The organism is Curtobacterium sp. MCPF17_050 (assembly GCF_003224435.2).
GTDB lineage: Bacteria > Actinomycetota > Actinomycetes > Actinomycetales > Microbacteriaceae > Curtobacterium.
Map to the genome: position 1 here is coordinate 2,127,340 of NZ_CP126250.1, position 23,132 is coordinate 2,150,471.

At 72.0% G+C, this 23,132-nt stretch carries 16 protein-coding genes; 9 read left to right on the forward strand and 7 right to left on the reverse strand.

The features are described from left to right. The first annotated feature begins 26 nt into the window (after nt 1-26). Together DEJ34_RS10080 and DEJ34_RS10085 are read left to right on the forward strand one after the other, a co-directional pair. Nucleotides 27-2,117 carry an acyltransferase family protein gene (locus DEJ34_RS10080; protein ID WP_181422218.1) on the forward strand — a complete coding sequence of 697 codons (2,091 nt, stop codon included), beginning with the start codon at nt 27-29 and terminating at the stop codon, nt 2,115-2,117. Between the two features lie 24 nt (nt 2,118-2,141). After that, a complete protein-coding gene (locus DEJ34_RS10085) occupies nt 2,142-3,521 on the forward strand; it encodes an O-antigen ligase family protein (RefSeq protein ID WP_110911088.1) in 1,380 nt (459 codons plus the stop codon). 4 nt (nt 3,522-3,525) lie between these two features. Here DEJ34_RS10085 and DEJ34_RS10090 read toward each other — a convergent pair whose 3' ends face one another. Next, a complete protein-coding gene (locus tag DEJ34_RS10090; RefSeq protein WP_146236892.1) occupies nt 3,526-4,920 on the reverse strand; it encodes a hypothetical protein in 1,395 nt (464 codons plus the stop codon). Nucleotides 4,921-5,014: 94 nt separating this feature from the next. Here DEJ34_RS10090 and DEJ34_RS10095 point away from each other — a divergent pair, with 94 nt between their 5' ends. Then, nucleotides 5,015-6,316 carry an O-antigen ligase family protein gene (locus DEJ34_RS10095; RefSeq protein ID WP_110889926.1) on the forward strand — a complete coding sequence of 434 codons (1,302 nt, stop codon included), beginning with the start codon at nt 5,015-5,017 and terminating at the stop codon, nt 6,314-6,316. An 87-nt stretch (nt 6,317-6,403) separates the two neighbouring features. Here the strand turns inward: DEJ34_RS10095 and DEJ34_RS10100 are convergent, their stop codons facing one another. The 4 genes from DEJ34_RS10100 to DEJ34_RS10115 all read right to left on the reverse strand — a co-directional run bounded on the left by DEJ34_RS10100 (nt 6,404) and on the right by DEJ34_RS10115 (nt 12,133). Continuing rightward, entirely contained in the window at nt 6,404-7,168 is a 765-nt protein-coding gene (locus DEJ34_RS10100) for a polyprenol monophosphomannose synthase (protein ID WP_110889927.1), read from the reverse strand. Nucleotides 7,169-7,200: 32 nt separating this feature from the next. After that, a complete protein-coding gene (locus DEJ34_RS10105) occupies nt 7,201-8,607 on the reverse strand; it encodes a hypothetical protein (RefSeq protein WP_146234084.1) in 1,407 nt (468 codons plus the stop codon). A gap of 117 nt (nt 8,608-8,724) precedes the next feature. Next, a complete protein-coding gene (locus DEJ34_RS10110; protein WP_110889929.1) occupies nt 8,725-10,809 on the reverse strand; it encodes a hypothetical protein in 2,085 nt (694 codons plus the stop codon). A gap of 268 nt (nt 10,810-11,077) precedes the next feature. Next, the gene (locus DEJ34_RS10115) at nt 11,078-12,133 is read right to left on the reverse strand and encodes a glycosyltransferase family 2 protein (protein ID WP_181422219.1); all 1,056 of its coding nucleotides are present in this window, start codon (nt 12,131-12,133) and stop codon (nt 11,078-11,080) included. 155 nt (nt 12,134-12,288) lie between these two features. Between DEJ34_RS10115 and DEJ34_RS10120 the strand changes: the two genes are divergently transcribed. From DEJ34_RS10120 to DEJ34_RS10145, 6 genes are all read left to right on the forward strand, one after another. After that, nucleotides 12,289-14,856, forward strand: a complete 2,568-nt coding sequence (locus tag DEJ34_RS10120; protein ID WP_110900583.1) for a glycosyltransferase — start codon at nt 12,289-12,291, stop codon at nt 14,854-14,856. A gap of 72 nt (nt 14,857-14,928) precedes the next feature. Further along, nucleotides 14,929-15,825, forward strand: coding sequence for an ABC transporter permease (locus DEJ34_RS10125; protein WP_110911091.1), 897 nt, complete (start codon nt 14,929-14,931; stop codon nt 15,823-15,825). A 4-nt stretch (nt 15,826-15,829) separates the two neighbouring features. After that, nucleotides 15,830-17,068 carry an ABC transporter ATP-binding protein gene (locus DEJ34_RS10130; RefSeq protein ID WP_110824512.1) on the forward strand — a complete coding sequence of 413 codons (1,239 nt, stop codon included), beginning with the start codon at nt 15,830-15,832 and terminating at the stop codon, nt 17,066-17,068. A 1-nt stretch (nt 17,069) separates the two neighbouring features. Next, nucleotides 17,070-18,209, forward strand: coding sequence for a glycosyltransferase family 4 protein (locus tag DEJ34_RS10135; RefSeq protein ID WP_220032808.1), 1,140 nt, complete (start codon nt 17,070-17,072; stop codon nt 18,207-18,209). Next, the gene (locus DEJ34_RS10140; RefSeq protein ID WP_110900582.1) at nt 18,206-19,066 is read left to right on the forward strand and encodes a glycosyltransferase family 2 protein; all 861 of its coding nucleotides are present in this window, start codon (nt 18,206-18,208) and stop codon (nt 19,064-19,066) included. Before DEJ34_RS10135 ends, DEJ34_RS10140 begins: the two co-directional genes overlap by 4 nt. A 50-nt stretch (nt 19,067-19,116) precedes the next feature. Next, nucleotides 19,117-20,241: a glycosyltransferase family 2 protein gene (locus DEJ34_RS10145; RefSeq protein WP_110911092.1), complete on the forward strand. Its 1,125-nt coding sequence runs from the start codon at nt 19,117-19,119 to the stop codon at nt 20,239-20,241. A gap of 49 nt (nt 20,242-20,290) precedes the next feature. Here the strand turns inward: DEJ34_RS10145 and DEJ34_RS10150 are convergent, their stop codons facing one another. Both DEJ34_RS10150 and rfbA read right to left on the reverse strand, forming a co-directional pair. Continuing rightward, the gene (locus DEJ34_RS10150; RefSeq protein WP_146236893.1) at nt 20,291-22,189 is read right to left on the reverse strand and encodes a CgeB family protein; all 1,899 of its coding nucleotides are present in this window, start codon (nt 22,187-22,189) and stop codon (nt 20,291-20,293) included. 68 nt (nt 22,190-22,257) lie between these two features. Continuing rightward, entirely contained in the window at nt 22,258-23,121 is an 864-nt protein-coding gene (rfbA, locus tag DEJ34_RS10155) for a glucose-1-phosphate thymidylyltransferase RfbA (RefSeq protein WP_110911094.1), read from the reverse strand. Nucleotides 23,122-23,132: the final 11 nt, after the last annotated feature.

Sequence of the window (23,132 nt, forward strand, 5' to 3'; positions counted from 1 at the left end):
CCGTCACGGAACATATGCTTTCCGCGATGTCCTCACCAGCCACACCCGTCCCTGACCACACACGCTGGGACGTCCAGGCGCTCCGGGCGTTCGCTGTCCTGGCAGTCGTGCTCTACCACCTGTGGCCGAACCGACTGCCGGGTGGCTTCGTGGGCGTGGACGTGTTCTTCGTCATCTCCGGGTACCTCATCACCGGGCACCTGCTCCGCGAACAGGTGCGCACCGGTCGGATCGGCCTGGCGGCGTTCTGGACCCGACGTGCCGGGCGCCTCCTGCCGGGCGCGTTCCTGACGCTGACGGCCACCGGGGTCGCGGTCCTCGCCCTCGTCCCGAGTTCCCTCTGGGGCCAGTACGGACGGGAGCTCATCGCCTCGACCGTCTACCTGCAGAACTGGCAGCTGGCATCCGACGCGGTCGACTACCTGGCCAGTGACAACCGGCCCTCGCCGTTCCAGCACTTCTGGTCGCTCTCGGTCGAGGAGCAGTTCTACATCGCCCTCCCGGTGCTCCTGGTCCTGCTCGGCCTCCTGCTGCGCCGGTCGCGCCACGCCGACCCGGTGCGCTCCGCGCGGGTGCTCCTCGGCGCCGTCGGTGTCGCGTCGCTCGTCTGGTGCGTCGTCGAGACACGCACCGCTCCCGGCATCGCCTACTTCTCCACGGCGACGCGGGCCTGGGAGTTCGCGCTCGGCGGGTTCCTGGCCACCGTCCCGCTCGCGCCGGCCCGGACGCGTGCGGCGGCGGCGGTCCGGACAGGAGGGACGTGGCTGGGGGTCGCAGGCCTCGTCGCGTCCGTCCTCGTGATCAGTCCGTCGACGCCGTTCCCGGGGACCGCGGCACTCCTGCCGGTGCTGTCCGCGGGCCTCGTCGTGGCCGCCGGCGCCCGGAGCGGGCTGCAGGTGGTGGGCCGCGGAGCGCCCGTCGCCTTCATCGGGCGGACCTCGTACGCGATCTACCTCTGGCACTGGCCAGCCGTCGTGCTCCTGCCCGTCGTCCTCGGGCACCCGCTGGGCACCACGAGCAAGGTCGCGGTGCTCGTCGGCGCGCTCGTGCTCGCCGCCGCCTCGACCCTGCTCGTCGAGGAGCCGCTGCGCGCCCGGACCCGCGCGGTGCGGATGCGCCCGGCTCGGGTGGCGCTGCTCGGCCTGGTCGCGACGGTGGCGGTCGTGGCGATCGGCGCCGGGACCCTCACGGCGGTCCACGTCCAGCAGGTCCAGGCCCAGGCCTTCGCCGGACGACTGGCGCGAGGGGACGTCGACTGCTTCGGCGCGGCGGCGCGGATCGGTAGCGCCGACCCCTGCGTGAACCCCCGCCTCGCCGACGTCCGAGTGCCCGCACCGGCGGCAGCGGCGCACGACGACGCGAACGACGGTGCCTGCTGGTCCAACACCACGGCGGACTTCAACGTCTGCTCGCTCGGACCCCGCACCGGCTACCGGAAGCACCTGCTCGCGGTCGGCGACTCGCACAACAACGCGCTGATGACCGCCTACCGTGCCGTCGCGCAACGGGAGCACTGGCGGATCGACGTCGCCGGTCACATCGGCTGCTACTTCACCACGGCCGAGCAGCAGGCCCCGACCCAGAGCTACACCGACAGCTGCCAGGGGTGGAAGCAGAACGCGATGACCTGGGTGGCGGACCACGCGCACGAGCTGGACGCCCTCGTCGTGACACACGCCGCCACGAAGAGCCCGGTGCTCGTCGCGGACGGGGGCAGCAACGACGAGACGGTCGTCCGCGGTCTCGTCTCAGCGTGGCGGACTGCCACCGGGCGCGGCGTGCCGGTCATCGCCCTCCGGGACAACCCGGTCGCGCGCGACGACGTGCTCGCGTGCCTGGCGCAGATGCAGGGCCCGACCACCGGTGCGTGCGACCTGCCCCGCGCCCAGGCCCTCGCCGCGTTCGACGGCAGTGCGCAGGCGGTCGCGGCGGTCGGCGACCGCGCGCGGTACGTCGACATGACCGACTGGTACTGCACGGCGACGACGTGTCCGGCGGTGATCGGCGGGGTCCTGACACACCGCGACCCCACCCACCTGACGGCCACGTTCGCGACCACCCTCGCGCCGGCCCTCGGTTCACGCCTGCGGGCGGCGCTGACCTCGCTCGGCAGGTGACCGGTGCGCGCTAGCCTGTCACCCGTGACGAACACCTGGCCCCTCGCGCGCGGATCCGTCCCCGAGCGGGAGGCGTTCGCCCTCGCCACCGCGGTCCTGCTGACGCTGTTCGCCGGGGACGCGGTCCCGAACACGCTCACCTGGTACGGAGCCGCCGCCGTCTGGGCGCTCGAGGGCGCGTGGGGCATCAGCGTGGTCGTCCGGGCTCGACCGCCGATCGCCCGCACCCCCCGTGCCCTCTGGCTGTTCCTCGCCTGGTGCCTGGTCACCGTACTCTGGTCGCACTGGCGTCCGGCGACGCTCGCCAGCATGGTCGCACAGGTGGTCTGCGCCGTCGTCGCGTTCGCGATCGCCTCGACGTTGACCTGGCGGCGCATCCTGGACGCCACGAGCCTGGCCTTCCGGTGGGTGCTCGGTCTCTCGCTGCTGTTCGAGGCCGTGGTCGCCGTCGTCGTGCGGCACCCGATCGCTCCGATCTGGACCCACTACGGCGACCGGGACGTCCCCGATGCCTTCTACTTCTCCCGCGCGGAGCTCTTCACCGGTGGACGGATCCAAGGGCTCCCCGGCAACGCGAACCTGCTCGCGATGGTCGCCCTCCTCGCGGCGATCGCGGTCGCGGTGCAGCTCGCCGAGGGCCGCATGCGGCGGACCCCCGCGATCGGCTGGCTCGTCGTGGCGGGCGCCGTGTTCGTCCTGACACGCTCGTCGACGGTGATCGTCGCCGCCGTCGTGGTGGCCGCCGTGCTCGTGGCCGCGCTGTGGATGCGCCGGGTGCCCAGCGGACACCGTGCACCGCGGTACGCCGGGCTCGCCGCCGCGGTCGTCATCGTGGTGGTCGCCGTCGCGGCCGGACGGGGACCGCTGCTCGACGTCCTGGGCCGTTCGTCGGACCTGACCGGTCGCGGCACCATCTGGGCGGCGGTGTGGGGTCTCGTCGAGCAGCACCCGGTGGTCGGCTGGGGTTGGATCGGGTACTGGTGGCCGAACATCCCGCTGCTGTCCGGCCTCGCACCGCGCAACGGCGTCGAGTACCTGCAGGCGCACGACGCCACGCTGGACGTCTGGATGCAGACCGGTGTCATCGGCGTGGTGCTCTTCGCCGCCTACGTCGTCACGACCTCCGGCCGCACGTGGGCGAGCGCGACCCGACCCGGGTTCGGCCCTGACCTGAGGCCCCGGCCGTTCGACCCGGTGACCTTGTTCCCGCTGCTCGTCGTCGTCGCGCTCCTGGTGCAGTCCGTCGCGGAGTCGCGGCTGCTCTACCAGGGCAACTGGGTGCTGTTCGCGCTCATCGCGATCAAATCACGGATCGTCCTGGTCACCGAGGAACCCGTCTCCGTCGACGACGGGCCTCGGCCACCGGCGACGGAACGAGCCTTCCGACGGGCCGCCAACCCCTGACTCGTCAGTCGTCGCCGAGCACCAGGGCGCACGGCACCCGTGTCGCCCACGGCAGCGCGTCGATCCGCACCGACGCCGACGGACGCCGGACACATGCGCGCTCCGCGTCGGAGAACTGCGGCTGCCAGACCGGCCCGGAGGCCCGCTGCGCCTCCGCCGGGAACGCGACCACCCACGAGGTCAGGACCAGCGCGACCACGGACCAACCGACGGCGACGAGGACGACGGCGATCGGGCCTCCCGTTCGTCCACGACGCGCGCCGAGCGGACGGACGGCACGGTCGACGAGGGCGGCGGCGGCGACGACCACGGCGGCGGTGAGCAGCAGGCCGGCTGCGGCCGCGTAGCGGGACGGGGTCGCCTCGACCAGGGTCGTCGGCGTCGACCGTGACCACCGCCCGTTCGCGGACGCGTTGGCGACCAGGGCCGCCGTCCAGACGACTCCGGAGCCCAGGGTCAGGGCGACGGCCAGCACCGCTCGGCGGGGACGGTGGTCGCGCACCGCGACGACCGCGCCGAGCAGCACGACGGCGCCGACCGCCACCGCCGGCACCGCGACCACGGCCCAGCCGTCCGCGACCACGGCCCGTCCGACCGACGCCACGTCCGCACGCAGGAGGCCGCCGACGGTCTGCAGCGTCCAGCCGGACACGACGTCCGACACGGTGGGGGAACCCGCCGGGGAGGCACGCTCGGTCGTCAGCGCCGTGACCACCTGGGCGGCTGCGGCGCCGAGTGCGGCGACGGTGACCGGGAGCGCACGCCACCGTCCTCCGTGCCGCTGAGCGCCGCCGCTCCCGGGCCGCCCCGACCAGGCGAGGACCAGGAGCGGGAGGAAGAGGACGGCCTGTGCCTCGGTACCGACCACCAGCACGGTGACCACGGCGACCACCACGCCACCCGACCAGGTGCGGACGCGGTGTGCAAACAGCCACGGCGCGAGGAAGAGGCCGTAGGTGTGCAGGTTCGCGGCGTTGCCGGAGATCTCCCAGGGGGCCGTCGGGAGCAGGACGGGCACCACGGCGAGCACGAGTCGGAGCGCCCGGGACGGCACGACGTCCCGAGCGAGTACGAAGACGCCGGCGCAGACCGCTCCGGTGAGCAGGCAGCACATGGCGGACACGGCGAGCGCGTACCACTCGACGGGCAGCAGGAACGCCGCGTCGACCACCAACCGTGGGACCAGGTGCAGGTACCCGGCGTAGGGGTGGGCGACGCTGTCGAGGGGACCGAGCGCGAGGTGCTCCCGGAAGAACAGGCCGGCGTCCTCCGCCCAGGCGGTCCCCCGCGCGACCGGACCGAGTCGGAGCCAGGCGACCGCGGCGGCGAGCACGCCGACCAGCACCGCCCCGAGCACCGCCCTGAGCGACGTCCACCGTCCCGTCCCAGCATGCCGCATCGTGAAGCGACGGTAGCGGGAGAACGACGATCCGCGATATCGACGCTCCGCGATGGCGCAGGTGCAGTACGGCAGGGTGCGCCAGTATGGACGGATGACGGATGGCCGGACGACGCGACGCGTGCGCGCGCGGCGGTACCTGTCCGCCTGGATCGGGTTCTCGGCCGGTGGTCGCTTCAGTCAGGCACTCACGACCGCGATCGTCATCTTCGCCTTCGGTGAACCCACCGTCCGGGTCCTCGTCGGCGCCCCGGGCACATGGGCGGTGCTCGTCACGCTCGTCGTCCTGGCCGGGCTCAGCCTGCTCGGACAGCGCTACCGGATCGAGTGGCACGGCGTCCTGCCACTCTCGCTGCTCGCCCTCGTCGGCTACTGCGGCCTCAGCGTCCTCTGGAGCGAGTACTCCTGGGTGGCGTTACGGGGGTTCACGGCGATGGTCGGCTTCGTCGGCCTCGGCCTGTACCTCGCTCTCGGACGGGACCTCGTGCAGGTCATCCGTGCCTGCGGGGACGCCTTCCGGGTCCTGCTGGTCGTCGCCCTCGGGCTCGAGGTGCTGTCCGGCCTCGTCCTCGACCTCCCGATCCCCGCATTCGGCATCCGTGGGGACATCGCCTTCGGTGGGCCCATCCAGGGCATCGGCGGAACGCGCAACTTCATGGGGTTCATCGCGGCGACGGCGCTCGTGACGTTCGTCGTCGAGTTCCTCACCCGGTCCGTCACCCGGTGGCGGGCGATCGGGTCCACCGCGATCGCCGTCATCACGCTCATGCTCGTGCAGTCGCCGATCACCGGCCTGGCGATGATCGCCCTGACGGTGACCGCGCTCGCCCTCTGGTCACTCCGACACGCCCGACCGGGGACCCGACCGGTGGTGAACACCGTGCTCGGCACGCTCCTCGTCGCGATGGGGGTCCTCCTCGTGGTCGCGCGGGACCGGGTGCTGCGGGAAGTCGGCGCAGCGGGCGGGACGACCACCCGCCTCGAACTCTGGGCGCAGATCCGCGGCTTCATCCAGCAGTACCCGATCCAGGGCTGGGGGTGGGTCGGCACCTGGCCGAGCGAACCGGTCGTACCGTTCGTCACGTTCGTCGACCCGTCCGGAGCGCGGTTCACCTCCGGCCTCGACGTGGTGGTCGACGCCTGGCTGCAGATCGGCCTGGCGGGCATGCTGCTGCTCGTCGGCGCGGCACTGCTCGCGTTCGCGCGGTCATGGGTGACCGCGACGACCTTCCCCGGCGTCGCCTACGTCTGGCCGACAGCCGTGCTCGTGCTCCTCGGGGTGACGAGCGCTGCCGAGAGCTACGTGCTGCACGGCGCGGGTCTCATGCTCTTCGTCACGGTGCTCGTCGTGTCGGCACGGCGTCGGTCCTGGCGCATCCGGCTCCCCCGGGCCTGACACCGTCCACAGGGCGACACGGTGACGAGCCCGGGAGTTCTCCCTCCTCCGTGACGCGGAGGAAGATGCCGGATGAGTGTCGATCCCTCAGGCGCGGCGGTGCGCCCCGGGACGGATGCGACGCTGCAGGCCCCACTGGGTGGTGCGGAGCATCGCCTCGATGATGATGTCCTTGCTCATCTTGGACACCCCGTGCACACGGTCCCGGAACCGGATCGGGACCTCGACGATCCGGCCACCCAGGTCGTGCGTCCGCAGCGTCATGTCGATCTGGAAGCAGTAGCCCTTCGAGTCGATCGACCCGAGGTCCATCCGCGCGATCGCGTCGGCGCGGTACACGCGGAAGCCCGCGGTGATGTCGTGCACGTCGAGCCCGAGGATGAGGCGCGCGTAGGTGTTCGCGCCACGGCTGAGCACCTCGCGTCGCTTCGGCCAGTCCACGACCGAGCCGCCTGTGGTCCATCGGGACCCGATGGCCAGCATGACGTCCTCGGCAGGGTCGGCCTCCGCCACCGCTTCGATCAGGGCGGGCAAGCGGTCCGCTGGGTGTGATCCGTCGGCGTCCATCTCGATGAGCAGGTCGTACCCGTGCTCGAGCCCCCAGCGGAAGCCCGCGACGTACGCCGTCCCCAGGCCGAGCTTGCCGGCACGACGGAGCAGGTGCACCCGGTCGTCGGTCCGCGCCATCGCCTCGACGAGGTCACCGGTACCGTCGGGGCTGCCGTCGTCCACGACGAGCAGGGCTGCATCCGGCACCGTCTCGAGGATGCGGGCCGCGATGTCGTGGATGTTCTCGGCCTCGTTGTAGGTCGGAACGATCACTAGGGGCTTGGATTCGGTGTTCCGGGTCATTTCCTTCTCACGGTTCGCGGTCGGCCCGGCGCTCAGCGCTCGGCGTCCTGGTCGATGATGGCGCAGGGCACGGTGACGGCCCATTGCGCTCCTGGGGCGATCTGGACCGACGCGTCGGCCTCAGGCGTCCGGGTGCACTGCGGCTCCGACATCCGGATCTGCTGGTCCCACACCGGGCCGCCCTGGCGGTTCGCCTTGTCCATCGAGTAGTTGAGTGCGAACGCGAGCACGACGACGAGCGACAGTGCGACGCCGACGATCCGGAAGGCCCAGGACACGCCCGCATCCCGGGCATCGCTCGGTCCGGAGCGGACGAGCCCGCCGCGGCTCAGCGCGATGTCGGCGATGACGATGAAGGCACCGAGGACGTACATCGACGCCGACGCGCTGTACCGGAACGTCCAGTTGCCCAACCATCTGCCGTCGTCGAAGTGCGCGAACGCGAGCATCTCGTTCGGGTTGAGGAAGACCGCTCCGAACCAGACCGCCGCCGAGCCCCACAGCATGGACGCGAGCATCCACCGCTGCCGCGCCGCACCGAACCAGAAGCCCGCGACCGCGAGGAGGGCTGCGAGGACCAGCGGCAGGACGACGACCCAGACGCCGTGGCTGACGATCTGCCGTCCGACGGTCGGCATGCTCCAGGTGAACGAACCCGCGAAGGGTTGGACGGCGTAGCCGAGCACCATGTCGGCGACCGTGTTGTGCGGGACCGTCGGGGCTGCGCGGGGATGGGTCAGCGTGGTGATGACCTGCGCGGCGCCACCGATGAGGGATCCTGCGATGATCGGCCACCGGTACCGGTTGCGGATGCCGACGAAGAAGAGGGGGAAGAAGGCGACGATCTGGATCTCGGTGAGACCGGCGAGCAGCGTCGCGACCCCGAGGAGGATCCCTCTCACCCAGGAGCGCACGGGGGCGAGCAGCGCGAACGGCATCAGGAACATGAGGAACCAGTGCAGGTTCGCCGCGTTCGCCTGGATCTCCATGGGGCCGAGGGGCACGAGCGCCGGCACGAGCGCCAGGAGCAGCCGCGCCACGACGGACCGGAGGACACCGGCGGTGAGCACCCACACGGCGGCGCCGACCGCGGCCGTCACGACCACGCAGAGGACCGACACCGTCACCGCGAACCGGTCGATCGGCGCCACGCCCGACGCCACCGCGACGAGGATGCGCGGCACCACGTGCAGGTAGCCGGCGTAGTCATGGAAGAGCGCCCCTGCGAAGCCCAGCCGGTACTGCTCCTCGAGGAAGACCTTGCCGTCTTCCGCCCAGAGCGTGTTGCGCACCTCGGGCGTCAACCGGAGCCACCCGGCGGCCGCGATCACGATCCAGAGCAGCAGCGGGGCGGCGATCGCGAGGAGGCGACGACGCACCGGGCTGCCCCCGGCGACGCCGTCCGTCGCTCCCCCGACGGGCGGTCTGGTCTCAAGCACCGGACGATCCTCTCACAGCAGGCGACAGGGGACGCCTCCCCCGAGAGGCGCGTCCCCGCGGACAGCAGGAAGCCGCCGCCTCGGAGAGACGACGGCTTCGGTGCTGTTCCACGAGCGTCAGGGAACGGTCACCGTCCTGCACCCGAGCGCGGTGCCGACTCCCCCGGCCGAGTCGATCGCCTGCGCGCAGACCTCGTGGGTACCGGCGGCCGTGGGGAGCGTCACGGCGAAGGCATGCGCCGGTCCCGCCTTCGGGTGCGCCCGGCCGATGTCGGCACGCTCCTTCGACGCGGTGACCCGCTTGACCGTGGCGTCCACGGACAGGTCGACCGAGATCGGCCCGGTCTTGTCGAGGTCGATCGCCCAGCCGGAGACGCTGACGCCGCCCTTGACGACCTGGACATCGTCGAGGCTGCCGATCGGTGCCGCGTTCACCACGGTGACGGTCCGGCACCCGAGCGACGGGCTGACGTTCCCCTTGCCGACGTTGCGGGCGCGGACGCAGACCTCGTGCTTGCCCCTGCCGGCCGGGACGGTCACGCTGAACCCGCGGGCCGACCCGTAGGCCGGGAAGGTCTTCGCGACGTCCGGACGGGAACCGGTGGCGTCCACACGCTTGACGACCCCGTCGACGGAGACGTCGACCTGGATCGGGTCCTTCGAGTCCCCGTCGAGCGCCCAGCCCGTGACCCCGACCGAGGTCGGCGTCGCGGTCACGCTGTCGACGGAGCCGATCGGGCGCGAGCCAGGCACGTTGACGGTCTTGCAGGTGCCGATGACAGCGTCCGAACCCTTGCCGGTGTTCGCTCCGGTCACGCAGATGCGGTGGCTGCCGGCCGGGACGGGGACGGTCGCAGCGAACCCGTGCGCGGCGCCGGCCTTCGGGTAGGCCCGGGCGACGTCGGGACGGTCCTTCGCACCCGAGAGCTTCTTCACGAACGCCCCGTCGGAGCTGACCGAGACGCCGATCGACTTCGGGGTCTCCGGGTCGATCGCCCATCCGGCGACGGACACGCCGCCCGGTGCCGCGGAGGCCCGGTCGAGGGATCCGTGCGGGGACCCGTCTGCCACGATGACGGTCTTGCACCCGAGGTCGGCCTTCGTCTTGCCGGCGGCGGTGAGCGCGGACACGCAGACCTGCTGCGAGCCCACGGGCGCACTGACCGACGCCGTGAACCCGTGCTTCGCGCCGAGCTTCGGGTAGGCCCGGGCGATGTCCGGCCGGTTGCCGTTCGCGGTGACGGTCCTGGTGGCCGAACCGACCGTGACCTGGACACGGGTGCTCGCCTTGGTGCGGGTGTCGAGTGCCCAGCCGTTGACCGTGACGGTGTTGTAGCTCGACGTCAGGCCGTCGAAGCTGCCCTTCGCCGCGGTGACCACGGGCGGGGTGCCGGTCGTGGACCCGAACCAGTCGTTGTACATCCGCCAGAAGTTGCGGTTGCCGTACGCGGAGCAGCCGTCACCGGTGCCGTACAGGTTGTTCAGCGCCGCCGTGTTGGGCGTGTAGGGCGTGTAGTAGTACAGCGCAGCCGTGGCCTTGTTCTGCACCGCGACCGACTTCGTACCGCACGAGGTCGGGACGTTGTACTGGATCGCGCGGGTGCCGCCCGGGTTGAACCAGGTGAAGTAGTTGCTCGTGCCCGGGGGGTTGCCGTACCGCTTCCACTGCCAGGCCGACCAGTAGATCTGGTTGCCGACGCCCGCGTAGGCGGGGTCGCAGTGGCCGCCGACGTTGTCCGGGCACGCGTAGCCCATCGCCCGCTCGAGCACGGCGGCCGACGGGCCGCGCGAGGTGACGAGCCCCTGTTCCTTCTGCAGGGTGACGAGCATGACCTTCGGGCTGATGCCGCAGGCCGCGCCGACGCGCGTCAGGATCTGCGCGGTCGACAGCGACGAGCCGCCGGTCACCGCGCCGCACATGGCGTCGGCCGAGCGGCTGTTCATCGAGTACCGGCCGTTGCGGAGACACCCGCTGTTCGTGCAGGACGACACCTGCGCGTTCAGGAACGACTGCACCTGGTCGACGGTCATCGACGTGCCGTTGTAGAAGTTGGCGTCCGAGATGATGTTCCCGGCCTGGAACGACGAGCCACTCAAGGCGCTGGCGGGTTCCTGGTGCGCGGACGGACCCGCGATCTGGAAACCGACCAGGACGCTCGCGACGGCGAGCACACTGGCGGCGATGGCGACGAGCTTCTTCACGTCGGAGGCCTTTCCGGGGGCGGCGACGGGGTGGGTCCGGCACGCGGTTCGGGAGACGTGTCCGTCGACCCCTGATGGCGGCGGAACACACGCGCCACAGCAGCCTACCTGCGCCACAGCGATCACACAGCCCCCAGCGTGGCCCCCGAACGGAGGGCGCATGGACCACCTTGTCCGGGAGGCCCGGCCCGGCCCGCACCGCCCCGTGCGCCCGGTGGTCCCCGGGCTGCCCGCCGTCCCCGCAGGCGCCTGAACGGTGGCTCAGGCCTCAGGCGGCCGGGGCGTCGCGGCGCGCAGCGCCCTCGAGCGACGCCTCGACGGCGCTGCGTGCCGCCCGGCTCGTCCCGTCCGACCGGCGGAGGCGGCGCGCCCGCCGGAGCGCGGCAGGTGCCTCCCGGACGAGCCGTGCCCACGTGGCCGGGGTGAGCTGTGCGCGACCCGGACGGAGGAGGTCCTCCACCATGCGGACGACGGTGCGCGCGACGACCCGGGCGAGCATGCCGGCCGTCGCGTTGCGGGCGGTGACCAGCAGCCGGTTCCGCATGCTCTGGTAGCGGACGAGGGGCGAGTCGCTCCCCGAGCTCGCCGCGTGCCGGTGGACGACGACGGCGTCCGGGGCGGAGCCGATGCGGTGACCGGCCAGCCGCAGCCGCCAGGCGAGGTCGAGGTCCTCGTAGTACATGAAGAGGGACTCGTCGAAGCCGCCGACCGCCTCGACCGCCTCTCGTCGGAGGAACGCGGCACCGCCGGAGAAGCCGAAGAGCGGCGCGTGCTCGGGGGCGTCGTCGATCGGTCGGAGCCAGTCCCGGTCGCGGCCGTTGCCGTTGCGGTCGAGCACGACCCCGGTCCCGTTGACCAGGGTCACGCCACCGGTCGCGGTCCGTCGCCACCGGCGACCGTCGGCGGCGACGAGGTCGTCGTCCGAGCGCGGTGCACGGCCGTCGACCGGGACGAACCGCCCCTCGAGCACCGCCGTCGCGGCGACCGCGGCGGTCCCGGCTCCGCCGGCCGCCAGCGCGGCCAGCCCGCGCTCCAGGAACCCGTGGTCCGCGACGGCGTCGTTGTTGACCAGCACGACCACGGCCGCCGTCGACGCCGCCATGCCCCGCGCCACCCCGCCGGCGAACCCGGCGTTCGTCGGCTCGGGGACGACCACGAGCGACGGGAAGTCCGCGCGGTAGTCCCGCACGGTCGCCTCGTCGGCCTCGTTCACGACGAGGACGACCTCGACCGAGGCGTCCACGCGCTGCGAGAGCACCGACTCGACGGCGCGACGGGTGAGGACGGGCTGGTGCCAGTCGACGATGACCACGGAGACGTCCACGCCCACAGTCTCCCAGGCAGACCCGCGGGTGCGGGGACGGCACACCCCGCACCCCGGGAGGCCCGTGCACTTCTCGGTATAGTGGTGCCGCCTTCCGGGGAACCCGCGGCGCGCCCTCCGCGCTCCGCTGCCAGTCGACGTACGGAGTCCACACCATGTCCTCTTCCGCGACCCGCGTGTCCGTCGTCGTCATCAACTTCCGCGGGACCGACGACACCCTCGAGTGCATCGCCCGGCTGAGCGAGGTCGACTGGCCGGCGGACCGGCTGGAGATCGTCGTCGTCGAGAACGGCTCCGGCGACGACAGCGAAGCACGGCTCCGTGCCGCCCTCGGCGACCAGGCGAACGTCCGGATCATCGTCTCGGCGGAGAACCTCGGCTTCACCGGCGGCAGCAACCTCGGCGCCCGCGAAGCCACCGGTGACGTCGTCGCCTTCCTCAACAACGACGCGAAGCCGCACGTCGACTGGGTCAAGGAGGGCATCGCCGGGTTCGCACCGAGCCCCCGCGTCGCCGCCGTGGCGAGCAAGGTCCTCGACTGGGAGGGCCGGACGATCGACTTCGTCGAGTCCGGGCTCAGCTGGTTCGGCATGGGCTACAAGAACCACATCGCCGAGCTCGACGACGGCCGGTTCGACGAGCCCCAGGACCTGCTCTTCGGCACCGGCTCTGCGCTGTTCGTCCGCCGGGACGTCTTCCTCGAGGTCGGCGGGTTCGACGAGGGCCTGTTCATGTTCTACGACGACGTGGACCTCGGCTGGCGCCTGAACCTGCTCGGCTACCGCGTCCGGTTCGCGCCGCGCTCGGTCGTGTTCCACAAGCACCACGGCTCGATGAAGTCGTTCGGCGACCACCGCGAGATGTACCTGCTCGAGCGGAACGCCCTGCACCTGCTGTACAAGAACCTGTCGGACGAGAACCTCGGTGTCTTCCTCCCCGCCGCCCTCGCCCTCCTCGCCCGCCGCGCGGTCGCGAAGAGCGGTCGGGACTCCGAGGAGTTCGACATCCGTCGGTTCACCGGCGCACCCGACGAGTTCGACGCGCTGACGCCGATCTCGAAGGAGACCGTCGCCGGGTTCTTCGCGCTCGACCAGTTCGTGGCGGACCTCCCCCGCCTGTCGGAGGAGCGTCGTCGGATCCAGTCGCAGCGCGTCCGGAGCGACAAGGACGTCTTCCGCCTGTTCGGCGATGCGTTCAAGCCGCTCTTCGAGGACGGCTACTTCCTGGAGGGCTACCGCGCGATCCTCGAGGCGTTCGACATCGAGGCGCCGATGCACCGCACGAAGGTCCTCGTCATCACCGGGGACGCCCTCGGCGAGAAGATGGCCGGCCCGGGCATGCGGGCCTGGAAGATCGCGGAGGCCCTGTCCTCGGACAACGACGTGCGCCTGGTCACCTGGAACGTCGCCAACCGGAAGTCCGACGCCTTCGAGGTGACGCGCGTGCCGCTCCAGCACGAGCGCGCGATGCGCGAGCACGAGGAGTGGGCGGACGTCATCTTCTTCCAGGGCTACGCGCTGCACCACTTCACGACCCTGCAGAAGTCGAACAAGATCATGGTCGTCGACCTCTACGACCCGATGCACCTCGAGCAGCTCGAGCAGGCCCGGGACAACGGTGACGTCGGCTGGCGCAACCAGGTGACGAGCACCACCGAGGTCATCAACGCGCAGCTCGAGCGCGGTGACTTCTTCCTGTGTGCATCGGAACGGCAGCGCCTGTTCTGGCTCGGGCAGCTCGCCGCCGTCGGTCGCGTCAACCCGGACAACTACCTGGCGGACGACAACCTGAACAAGCTCATCGCGATCGCGCCGTTCGGCATGGACTCCCGGCCGCCGCAGCACGAGCGCAAGGCGATCCGTGGCGTCACGCCCGGCATCGGCGAGGACGACAAGGTCGTCATCTGGGGCGGTGGCATCTACAACTGGTTCGACACCCCGTCGCTCGTCCGCGCGGTCGCCCAGGTCGCCGAACGCCACGACGACATCCGCCTGTTCTTCCTCGGTGTCGCACACCCGAACCCGGACGTGCCCGAGATGGCGATCGTCGCCGAGACGCGCCGCATCAGCGACCAGCTCGGCCTGACCGGCAAGCACGTCTTCTTCAACGAGCAGTGGGTGGCGCTGGACGACCGCCAGAACTACCTGCTCGAGGCCGACGCGGGTGTCAGCACGCACTTCGCGCACATCGAGACGACCTTCTCGTTCCGCACCCGCATCCTCGACTACATGTGGGCGAACCTGCCGATCGTCACGACCGACGGCGACAGCTTCGGCGACCTCGTCGCGGCCGAGGGCATGGGCGTCGCCGTGAAGGAACGCGACGTCGACGCCCTCGCCGCCGCGCTCGAGTCGATGCTGTACGACCCGGAGGCCGCCGCCGCCGCCCGGGCTGCCGTCAGCCGCGTCCGCGACGACTTCACGTGGGAGCGTGCGCTCGCTCCCCTCGTCGAGTTCTGCAAGGACCCGCAGGTCGCCGCGGACCGCGCGCACGACGCCGCCGTGCCGGCGGGATCGGTCACGGCGGGCAGCCGTCCGCGCGTCGCGCTCAGCCCGGCCCGTCAGCGCGAGATGCAGTTCCACGAGATCGCGAACAGCCGCCACGGCGTCGTCCGCGACGTCCGACTCGCGACCTGGTACCTCCGCCAGAACGGCGTGTCCGGTCTCCGGGAGAAGGTCCAGAACCGTGTGCGCATCATGCGCGAGAGCAAGAACGGGCGCTGACCGTCGCAGCGGCCCCGCCCGGAGGCCGATGTACAGTTGTCCGTCGCCCCAGCGCACCTACGTGAGGAACCCATGAGCAACATCGTCAGCGAGCGGTTCGAGCGTCTCCGTCAGGAGCGCATGGCCCCCGCCGGTCGTCCTGCGACCGCGGTGCTCGGGTCGATCCGCGAGGTGTTCGCCCACCGGCAGCTGCTCGACCTGCTCATCCGGCGCGACCTGAAGTCCCGGTACAAGGACAGTGCGCTCGGCTTCGCGTGGACGCTGATCCGTCCGCTCGTGCAGCTGGCGATCTACTACTTCGTGCTCGGCCAGATCCTCGGCGCGTCGCGGAACATCCCGGAGTTCGCCATCTACGTGTTCTCCGGTCTGACGCTCTACGGGCTGTTCAGCGAGATCGTGGCCTCCGGGACGGCGTCCATCGTGTCGAACGGCGGGCTCATCAAGAAGGTCTACCTGCCGCGGGAGATCTACCCTCTGGCCAGTGTCGGTGCCGCGCTGTTCAACTTCGGCGTCCAGCTCGTCGTGCTCCTCGCCGCAGCGGTCCTGCAGAGCGGCTTCGACTGGGTGCGACCCGACCTGCTCTACTTCTTCCCGGCGACGCTCGTCATCCTCATCTGGGCGACGGCGCTCGCGCTCCTGCTCGCGGCCGCGAACGTGTACCTGCGTGACATGCAGTACCTCGTCGAGGTCCTGGTCCTGCTGCTCATGTGGGGCTCGCCCATCGTCTACAGCTGGCAGATGGTGTCGAACGCCGCGAACACCTGGCTGCTCAACCTGTACACGGCGAACCCGATCACGCTCGCGGTGCTCGGGATCCACCGGGCGTTCTGGACGGCGGGGAACGACTCGCAGTACCCGTCCGACCTGCTCCTCCGCCTGGTCATCGCGGGCGTCGTCGGTCTCGTCGCCCTCGTCGCCTGCCAGCGCGTGTTCGCCAAGCTGCAGGGCAACTTCGCCCAGGAGATCTGATCCGATGAGCATCGACAACGACCTGACGCAGGCCACGACCTCGCCCTTCTCCGACGCCCCCGCCGTCGTCACGGTGCGGAACGTCTCCAAGCGCTTCACCATCCGCAAGGACAACTCGCTCAAGGAGCGCGTGGTCACGCTCGGGCGTGCTGGCCGTCGCCACAGCGAGGACTTCTGGGCGCTCAAGGACGTGAGCCTCGACATCCCGGCCGGCACCACGATCGGTCTGCTCGGCCCGAACGGCTCCGGCAAGTCGACGCTGCTGAAGACCATCGGCGGCATCCTCGAGCCGACCACCGGCACCGTGGAACGCCGCGGTCGCCTCGCCGCCCTCATCGAGCTCGGCGCGGGCTTCCACCCGGACCTGACCGGCCGCGAGAACGTCTACCTCAACGCCGCGATCCTCGGGCAGACGCAGGAGGAGACCGAGGCCCGCTTCGAGGACATCCTGCAGTTCTCCGGCATCGGCGACTTCATCGACACCCAGGTGAAGTTCTACTCGTCCGGCATGTACGTCCGGCTCGCCTTCGCGGTCGCGATCAACACCGACCCCGACGTGCTGCTCGTGGACGAGGTCCTGGCCGTCGGTGACGAGCAGTTCCAGAAGAAGTGCCTCGACAAGATCCGCGAGTTCCAGGAGCAGGGCCGCACGATCATCCTCGTGTCGCACTCGCTCGGACAGGTCCAGGAACTCTGCGACTCCGCCGTCGTCCTGCACCACGGCGAGGTGATGTTCCAGGGGTCGGCACGGCTGGCCGTGAAGAACTTCCGCGAGATCCTCGAGGACCGCCGCGTCGCCGAGGTCGAGGCGAACCACCCGGAGGAGACCGCCAGCCCGGGCAAGGTCGAGCACGTCGAGCTCGAGATCCCCGGCAAGCCCGCGGGCGCCGAGCACCGCCACGGCGACGACCTCGTCGTCCGCGCGACGTTCTCCCACACCACGGTCCTGCCCGAGTGGCGCGCGGGCATCAAGATCGAGAACCACCTCGGGCACCCCGCCTTCGGCGTCGACAGCCGGCAGCTCGAGACCCGTCACGACCCCCTGCGCGGGACCGCGACCGTCGAGTGGCACCTGCACGACCTGCGGCTCGGCGGCGGCCAGTACTTCGTGCACGTCTTCCTGGCGAAGCCGAACGGGGAGCACATCGTCATCCAGCGCGAGGCGGCGCGGTTCGTCGTCGTCGACGAGGACACGCAGTCCGGGATCGCCTGGACGCGGACCACCGAGCGCCAGGTCAGCTGAGGTGCGGGCACTCCCCGTGCTCGTCGACGCCACCTCGATCCCGCCGAACCGCGGCGGCGTCGCCCGCTACATCGCCGGGCTGCTGCAGGGCCTCGCCGAGCTGGAGGTCAGTGTCGACGTGGTCGTCAAGCCGGGCGACCTCGCCTGGTTGCGCGGGACCGCACCCGGACACCGCTACCACGCGGCACCGCGGTGGACCGCCTCCCGTCCGCTGCGCCTCGTGTGGGAGCAGACGTTGCTGCCGGTGACGGCGCGTCGCGTCGGCGCCGAGGTCCTGCACAGCCCGCACTACACGTTCCCGGTGACCCGGGCCTCCCGGACGGTCGTCACCCTGCACGACGCGACGTTCTTCTCCGACCCCGCCGCGCACTCGCGCCTGAAGGTGCTGTTCTTCCGGACCTGGACCCGTCTCGCACGGCGACTCGCCCGACGGACGGTCGCGCCGAGCGCCGCCACCGTCGCCGAGCTCGACCGGTTGGCGGGTCGGTCGGCGCGTCCCACGGTCGTGGCCCACCTCGGGGTCGACCGCACGCTCTTCCGGGTGCCGACGGCCGCGGAGACGGCCGCCTTCCGTGCGGCGCACGCGCTCGGCGACGACGCGTGGATCGCCTTCCTCGGCACGGTCGAACCGCGCAAGCGGGTGCCGGAGCTCATCGCCGCGCACCGCGCGCTCACCGCACGGGCTGCCGACGGTGGCGGCGCGGCGGTGCCGGCGCTGCTGGTCGCAGGCGGACTCGGCTGGGACGAGGACGCACGCGCCGAGCTCACCGCCGCGGGTGACGTCCCCGGTGCCCCGGTCCGCTACCTCGGGTACCTGCCGGTCGAGGAGCTCCGCGCGTTCCTCGGGGGCGCGCGCGTCGTGGTCTACCCGAGCACCGCGGAGGGCTTCGGCCTGCCGGTGCTCGAGGCGATGGCCTCCGGCGCGGACGTCCTCACCACCCGTCGACTGGCGATCCCCGAGGTCGGCGGCGACGCCGTGACCTACACCGAGCCGGACGCCGGCCCGATCGCGGACGCCCTCGCCGTGCTGCTCGCCGAGGCGCCGGAGCTCCGGGCCGAACGGACGGCCCGCGCCGAGGCCCGCGCCGCGACCTTCACGTGGGCCGCGTGCGCCGAGCGCCACCTGGAGGTCTTCGCATGAGCACGGACACGCACCCCGCGCGGGTCGCCGTCGTCACGGTCACGTACGAGTCGGTCGACGTCCTCCCCCCGTTCCTCGCGTCGGTGCCGGCCGCCAGCGGACGCGACGTCGAGGTCGTCGTCGCGGACAACGACTCCACGACCGCCGACGAGCTCCGCGCGGTCACCGAGGCCGCCGGTGCCCGGTTCGTCGCCGTCGGTGCGAACCTCGGCTACGGTGCGGCCGTCAACCGGGCCGTCGCCACGCTCGCCCCCGACGTGCGCTGGGTGCTCGTGTCGAACCCGGACGTCGTGCTCGAACCGTCCGCCCTCGACCGGATGGTCGCGACGGCGGAGTCCGACCCGACGATCGGCGCCGTCGGCCCGAAGCTGCTGGAGACGGACGGGCAGGTGTACCCGTCGGCGCGGCTCGTGCCGTCCCTCCGCACCGGTCTCGGGCACGCCGTGTTCGCGAACGTCTGGCAGGACAACCCGTGGACGAGGCGGTACCGGCAGGACGGCGACCACACCGGCCGCCGTGACGCGGGCTGGCTCTCGGGCGCGTGCGTGCTCGTCCGCCGCGACGTGTTCGACCGCCTCGGCGGGTTCGACGAGGGCTTCTTCATGTACTTCGAGGACGTGGACCTCGGCTGGCGGATCGGCCGGAGCGGCTACCGGAACGTGTACGAACCGGCCGCCGTCGCCACGCACGTCGGTGGGACCGCGACCCAGGGGTCCTCGGACCGGATGCGCCGTGCGCACCACGAGAGCGCCTACCGCTTCCTCGCGCAGAAGTACTCGGCCTGGTGGCTCTGGCCGCTCCGCGTCGCGCTCCGGGTGGCGCTCACCGTCCGCGCCCGCGCCACGCACACGCGCTGAACCCCGATAACCTCTCAGGGAGCATCCCCACCCGAACCGGAGCGCACCCCATGATCCTCGCCGTCACCCTGATGGTCCGCGATGAAGCGGACGTCATCACCGCCTGGCTCGACCACCACGTCGCCCAGGGCTTCGACGTCTTCGTCATCACCGACAACGGGTCGGTGGACGGCACGGCCGAGCTGCTCGCCGCCTTCGCCGAGCGGGACGACGTCACGGTGGACCTGCGACACGACCCGGTGCACCGGAAGCAGCAGGGCGTCGTCGTCACGACGATGGCGCGCGAGGCCGCATCGGTCCACGGCGCGGACTGGGTCGTCAACGCCGACGCGGACGAGTTCATCGTGCCGGTCGACCGGACGCGGACGGTCCGGCAGGTCTTCGAGGAGCTCGACCCGGTGGTCGGCGCGTTCTTCGTGCCCGTCGTCAACCTCACCGGCGCGATGGCCACGTCCGGTGCCGGCCTCGAGCGTCTCCACTGGCGGGACGAGCGCTCCGTCGACGAGCTGCGTGCCGCCGGCCTGGTCGCTCCCCCGACCCCGAACACCGTCCACGTCGGCGACCCGGGCGTCACCGTCGTGCAGGGCAACCACCGGGCGAGCGTCGCGAACGGTGCACCCGTGCCGGCCGGGCTCGAACTCGAGGTCCTGCACCTGCCGTGGCGGTCCTGGGCGCAGTACGAACACCGCGTCGACGTGAGCGGTCGGAGCTACGAGGCGAACCCGGACCTGACCCCGAGCCCCCGGCACCACGGCATGCGCGACTACCGGCGGTTGCAGGAGGGGGTGCTGCAGGCCGTGTTCTCGCTCCGCTTCGTCACCGACGAGGACGCCGCGACCGGCCCCTTCACCCGCGACGACACGATCGCCGAGGTGCTGCGTCGGGCCGGCTCGACGGCGCTCGACACCCCGGCCGAGCCCCTCGTCCCGGCCGACGAGCTCCACGAGCTGCAGACCCTCGGGCGTGCGGTGGCGTCGCGCGACGAGCGGATCGACGAGCTCGAGGACGCCCTGCGCGCGGCCGAGACGACCGCGACGACGTTGCGGGAGACCGTGCAGTTCGAGCGGGAGCGCGCCGAAGCCGCCCGGGCCGAGACGGCGGCGTTCCGCCAGCGCCGGATCGTGCAGGTGGCCGACCGGGCCGCCGGTCTGGCCCGCCGGGTCCGCTCGCGCTGACGTCGGACAGCGCCCGGGCCGAGCCCGGCTCGACCTGGGCCGGACCCGGTCAGGTCGTCCGGTGCCGCCGGTGCTGCCGGACGGCGTCCACCAGCGTCTCCGCTCGTCGGCGGAAGGAGTGCTCGGTCCCGATCCGCGAGCCGCGCTCGGCGCGTTCGTCGTCGGAGGCCATGTCCCGCCGACCCAGCAGCGTCCGCAGTTCGGCGACGTCGCGGTAGGGCAGGACCGCCCCGCCGAACAGCTCCTCGACGCCGGGCACCGGGTCCGTCACGACGAGCGCACCCGACGCGGCGGCGTCGAACAGCCGGTTCGACAGGAAGCCGTCCCGTGCCATGTCGTCCCAGTGGTCGTTGAGGACCACCCGGGCGCTCCGGTACAGGGCCGGCAGGTCCTCGTTCGGCACGAACGTCCCGCGGTGCACCCCCTCCGGCACCAGGCCGGCCCAGCCCTCGCCCCACACCGCCAGGTCCGCCCCCGCCTGCAGGGCGTCCGAGACGACCGGCCGGAACACCTGCCGGGTCTTGCCGACGAACACCGTGTCCAGGCCGGCGTAGGCGTCCTCGGCGGCACCGGGGTGGAAGCGCTCCGGATCGGTCGCCTGCAGGAGCGGGGCCACCGGCAGACCGGTCGCCGCCTCGGTCCGCTCGGCCCACACGGGGCCGGCCGCGAACCGCAGGTCGTACCGGGCGAGTTCCGCGGGCGTCACGAGGTCGGGGTGCGAGATGACCCAGAGCACGTTGGTGGCCGAGGGGTGCACCGGGGTGTCGTCGAGCCCGCGCAGCGTCAGGGTGACGTCGTCCAGGTGCTCCGACAGCGGACGGGCGTGCGACTCGCGGTGGTCCACCACGACCTCCTGCCCGAGGGACCGCAGGGCCGCGGCCAGGTCGCGCGCGAAGAACGTGTCCCCCCAGTCGTCGCCGCGCGGGCCGGGGTGTGCGGCGATCCGGACCGACCACCGGAGCCGCTCGCCGCGCTCACGCGCCGTCAGGCGCGACGGGCCGCGTTCGGCTCGGAGGACCGGTTCGCGGAGGGCCACCGGTGCCGCGGCGGGGTCGGCGGCCACGGTGCCCACGGCGAGGTCGAGCGCGGCGAGCACCCGCTCGGCGCTGTCGTCGCCGCGATCCCGCCACACCGCCAGGGCGTCCGCGCCGTCGGTGTCGATGCGCCGCTCACGGACGGTCCCGGTGCGGTAGACGCGACCGAGCGGGAGCACGACGCACGTGCCGCCGGCGGCGTCGGCGGTGTCCCGGGTCAGTCGGGCGACCGCGGTGCGGGTGTCGACGGTCCGGACCGGAAGCGCGAGGTGCGCTGTGCGTGCCGCGAAGCAGGGCTCGTCGCCGGCGAACGCCGCGACACCGTCGGGGAGCCGCTCGGCGTCCTCCGCCGGGTGCCCACGCAGCAGGGCGGTCACCGGGGCGGTGCCCTGCACCAGCGCCGCGCCCGCACTCGCCACCACGTCGTCGCGGGTGCGGACGACGGGGACGGCGACCACGGCCTCCCGGTCGGGTGGGACGGTGCCTCCCGCTCCCGCCGGCGCGACGGCGGCGACCAGTGCGGCCGCGGCGCCGTCCGGCAGCGCGATCGACGCGTCCTGCACGAGCACCAGCGGGGCGCGCAGCAGCGGCCGGGCGGCGGCGACCGCGCCGCCCCAGGTCGCCGCGACGGTGTCCCGGGACACGGTCCAGCCGTCGCCCGCCGTGACCGGCGGGTACGTGCTCGTGGGCCCGGCGTGGACGTCGTACACGGTGACGACGACGCGCGCGGCCCCCGCCGCTGTCAGCGCCTGCACGGTCCGCACGTGGGCGCCGTCCCGGTACGCACCCTCGGCCACCGTGACGACGGCGTCGAACGCTCCGGCCGGGCCCTGCTCGACGACGGGGGGCGCCGTCTCGAGTGACGTGTCGACCGGGAGGCGCGGCCCGCTCCCGTCGGACGCCCCTGCGTCCACAGCGCGTGCGTCCGACGTCGGCCGGACACCGGCCAGGGTGCGCCGGAGCCGGCCACGCAGCGCCACGGTCAGCCGCGGAGCAGGTTCTGCAGGTAGACGCCGTAGCCGCTCTTCGCGAGCGGGGCGGCGAGCACCGCGAGGGCGTCGTCGTCGATCCACCCGTTGCGCCAGGCGATCTCCTCGATGCACCCGATCTTGTGGCCCTGGCGGTCCTCGATGACCTTGACGTACTCGGACGCCTGCATCATCGACTCGAAGGTGCCGGTGTCGAGCCACGCGGTGCCGCGGTCGAGGACCTCGACGCCGAGCGTGCCCGCCTCGAGGTAGCGCTCGTTGACGGTGGAGATCTCGAGCTCACCGCGGGCGCTCGGTTCGATGGTCTTCGCGATCTCGACCACGTCGTTGTCGTAGAAGTACAGGCCCGGGACGGCGTAGTTCGACTTCGGTTCGGCCGGCTTCTCCTCGATCGAGACGGCGGTGAAGTCGTCGTCGAACTCGACCACGCCGTACGCGGTCGGGTCGGCCACGTGGTACGCGAAGATCGTCGCGCCCTGGACGGTGTTGTTCTTCTGCAGGCTCGTGCCGAGGCCGGTGCCGTGGAAGATGTTGTCGCCGAGGACCAGGGCGACGCTGTCGTCCCCGATGAACTCCTCGCCGATGACGAACGCCTGCGCGAGGCCGTCCGGGGAGGGCTGCACGGCGTACTGGATGTCCATGCCGAGCGCCGACCCGTCACCGAGCAACGCCCGGAACTGGTCGTTGTACTCCGGCGTCGTGATGACGAGGACCTCGCGGATGCCGGCCATCATGAGGGTCGACAGCGGGTAGTAGACCATCGGCTTGTCGTAGATCGGCATGAGCTGCTTGCTGATGCCCTTGGTGATCGGCCAGAGACGCGTGCCGGATCCCCCGGCGAGGATGATGCCCTTCATCGGCTGCCCCT

Bases quoted from the DNA above. Each gene is read 5' to 3' on its own strand.
- DEJ34_RS10080 (WP_181422218.1), top strand. From the start codon at position 27: ATGTCCTCACCAGCCACACCCGTCCCTGACCACACACGCTGGGACGTC.
- DEJ34_RS10090 (WP_146236892.1), bottom strand. From the start codon at position 4,920: ATGCGGCATGCTGGGACGGGACGGTGGACGTCGCTCAGGGCGGTGCTC.
- DEJ34_RS10095 (WP_110889926.1), top strand. From the start codon at position 5,015: ATGACGGATGGCCGGACGACGCGACGCGTGCGCGCGCGGCGGTACCTG.
- DEJ34_RS10100 (WP_110889927.1), bottom strand. From the start codon at position 7,168: ATGACCCGGAACACCGAATCCAAGCCCCTAGTGATCGTTCCGACCTAC.
- DEJ34_RS10120 (WP_110900583.1), top strand. From the start codon at position 12,289: ATGTCCTCTTCCGCGACCCGCGTGTCCGTCGTCGTCATCAACTTCCGC.
- DEJ34_RS10125 (WP_110911091.1), top strand. From the start codon at position 14,929: ATGAGCAACATCGTCAGCGAGCGGTTCGAGCGTCTCCGTCAGGAGCGC.
- DEJ34_RS10130 (WP_110824512.1), top strand. From the start codon at position 15,830: ATGAGCATCGACAACGACCTGACGCAGGCCACGACCTCGCCCTTCTCC.
- DEJ34_RS10140 (WP_110900582.1), top strand. From the start codon at position 18,206: ATGAGCACGGACACGCACCCCGCGCGGGTCGCCGTCGTCACGGTCACG.
- DEJ34_RS10145 (WP_110911092.1), top strand. From the start codon at position 19,117: ATGATCCTCGCCGTCACCCTGATGGTCCGCGATGAAGCGGACGTCATC.
- rfbA (WP_110911094.1), bottom strand. From the start codon at position 23,121: ATGAAGGGCATCATCCTCGCCGGGGGATCCGGCACGCGTCTCTGGCCG.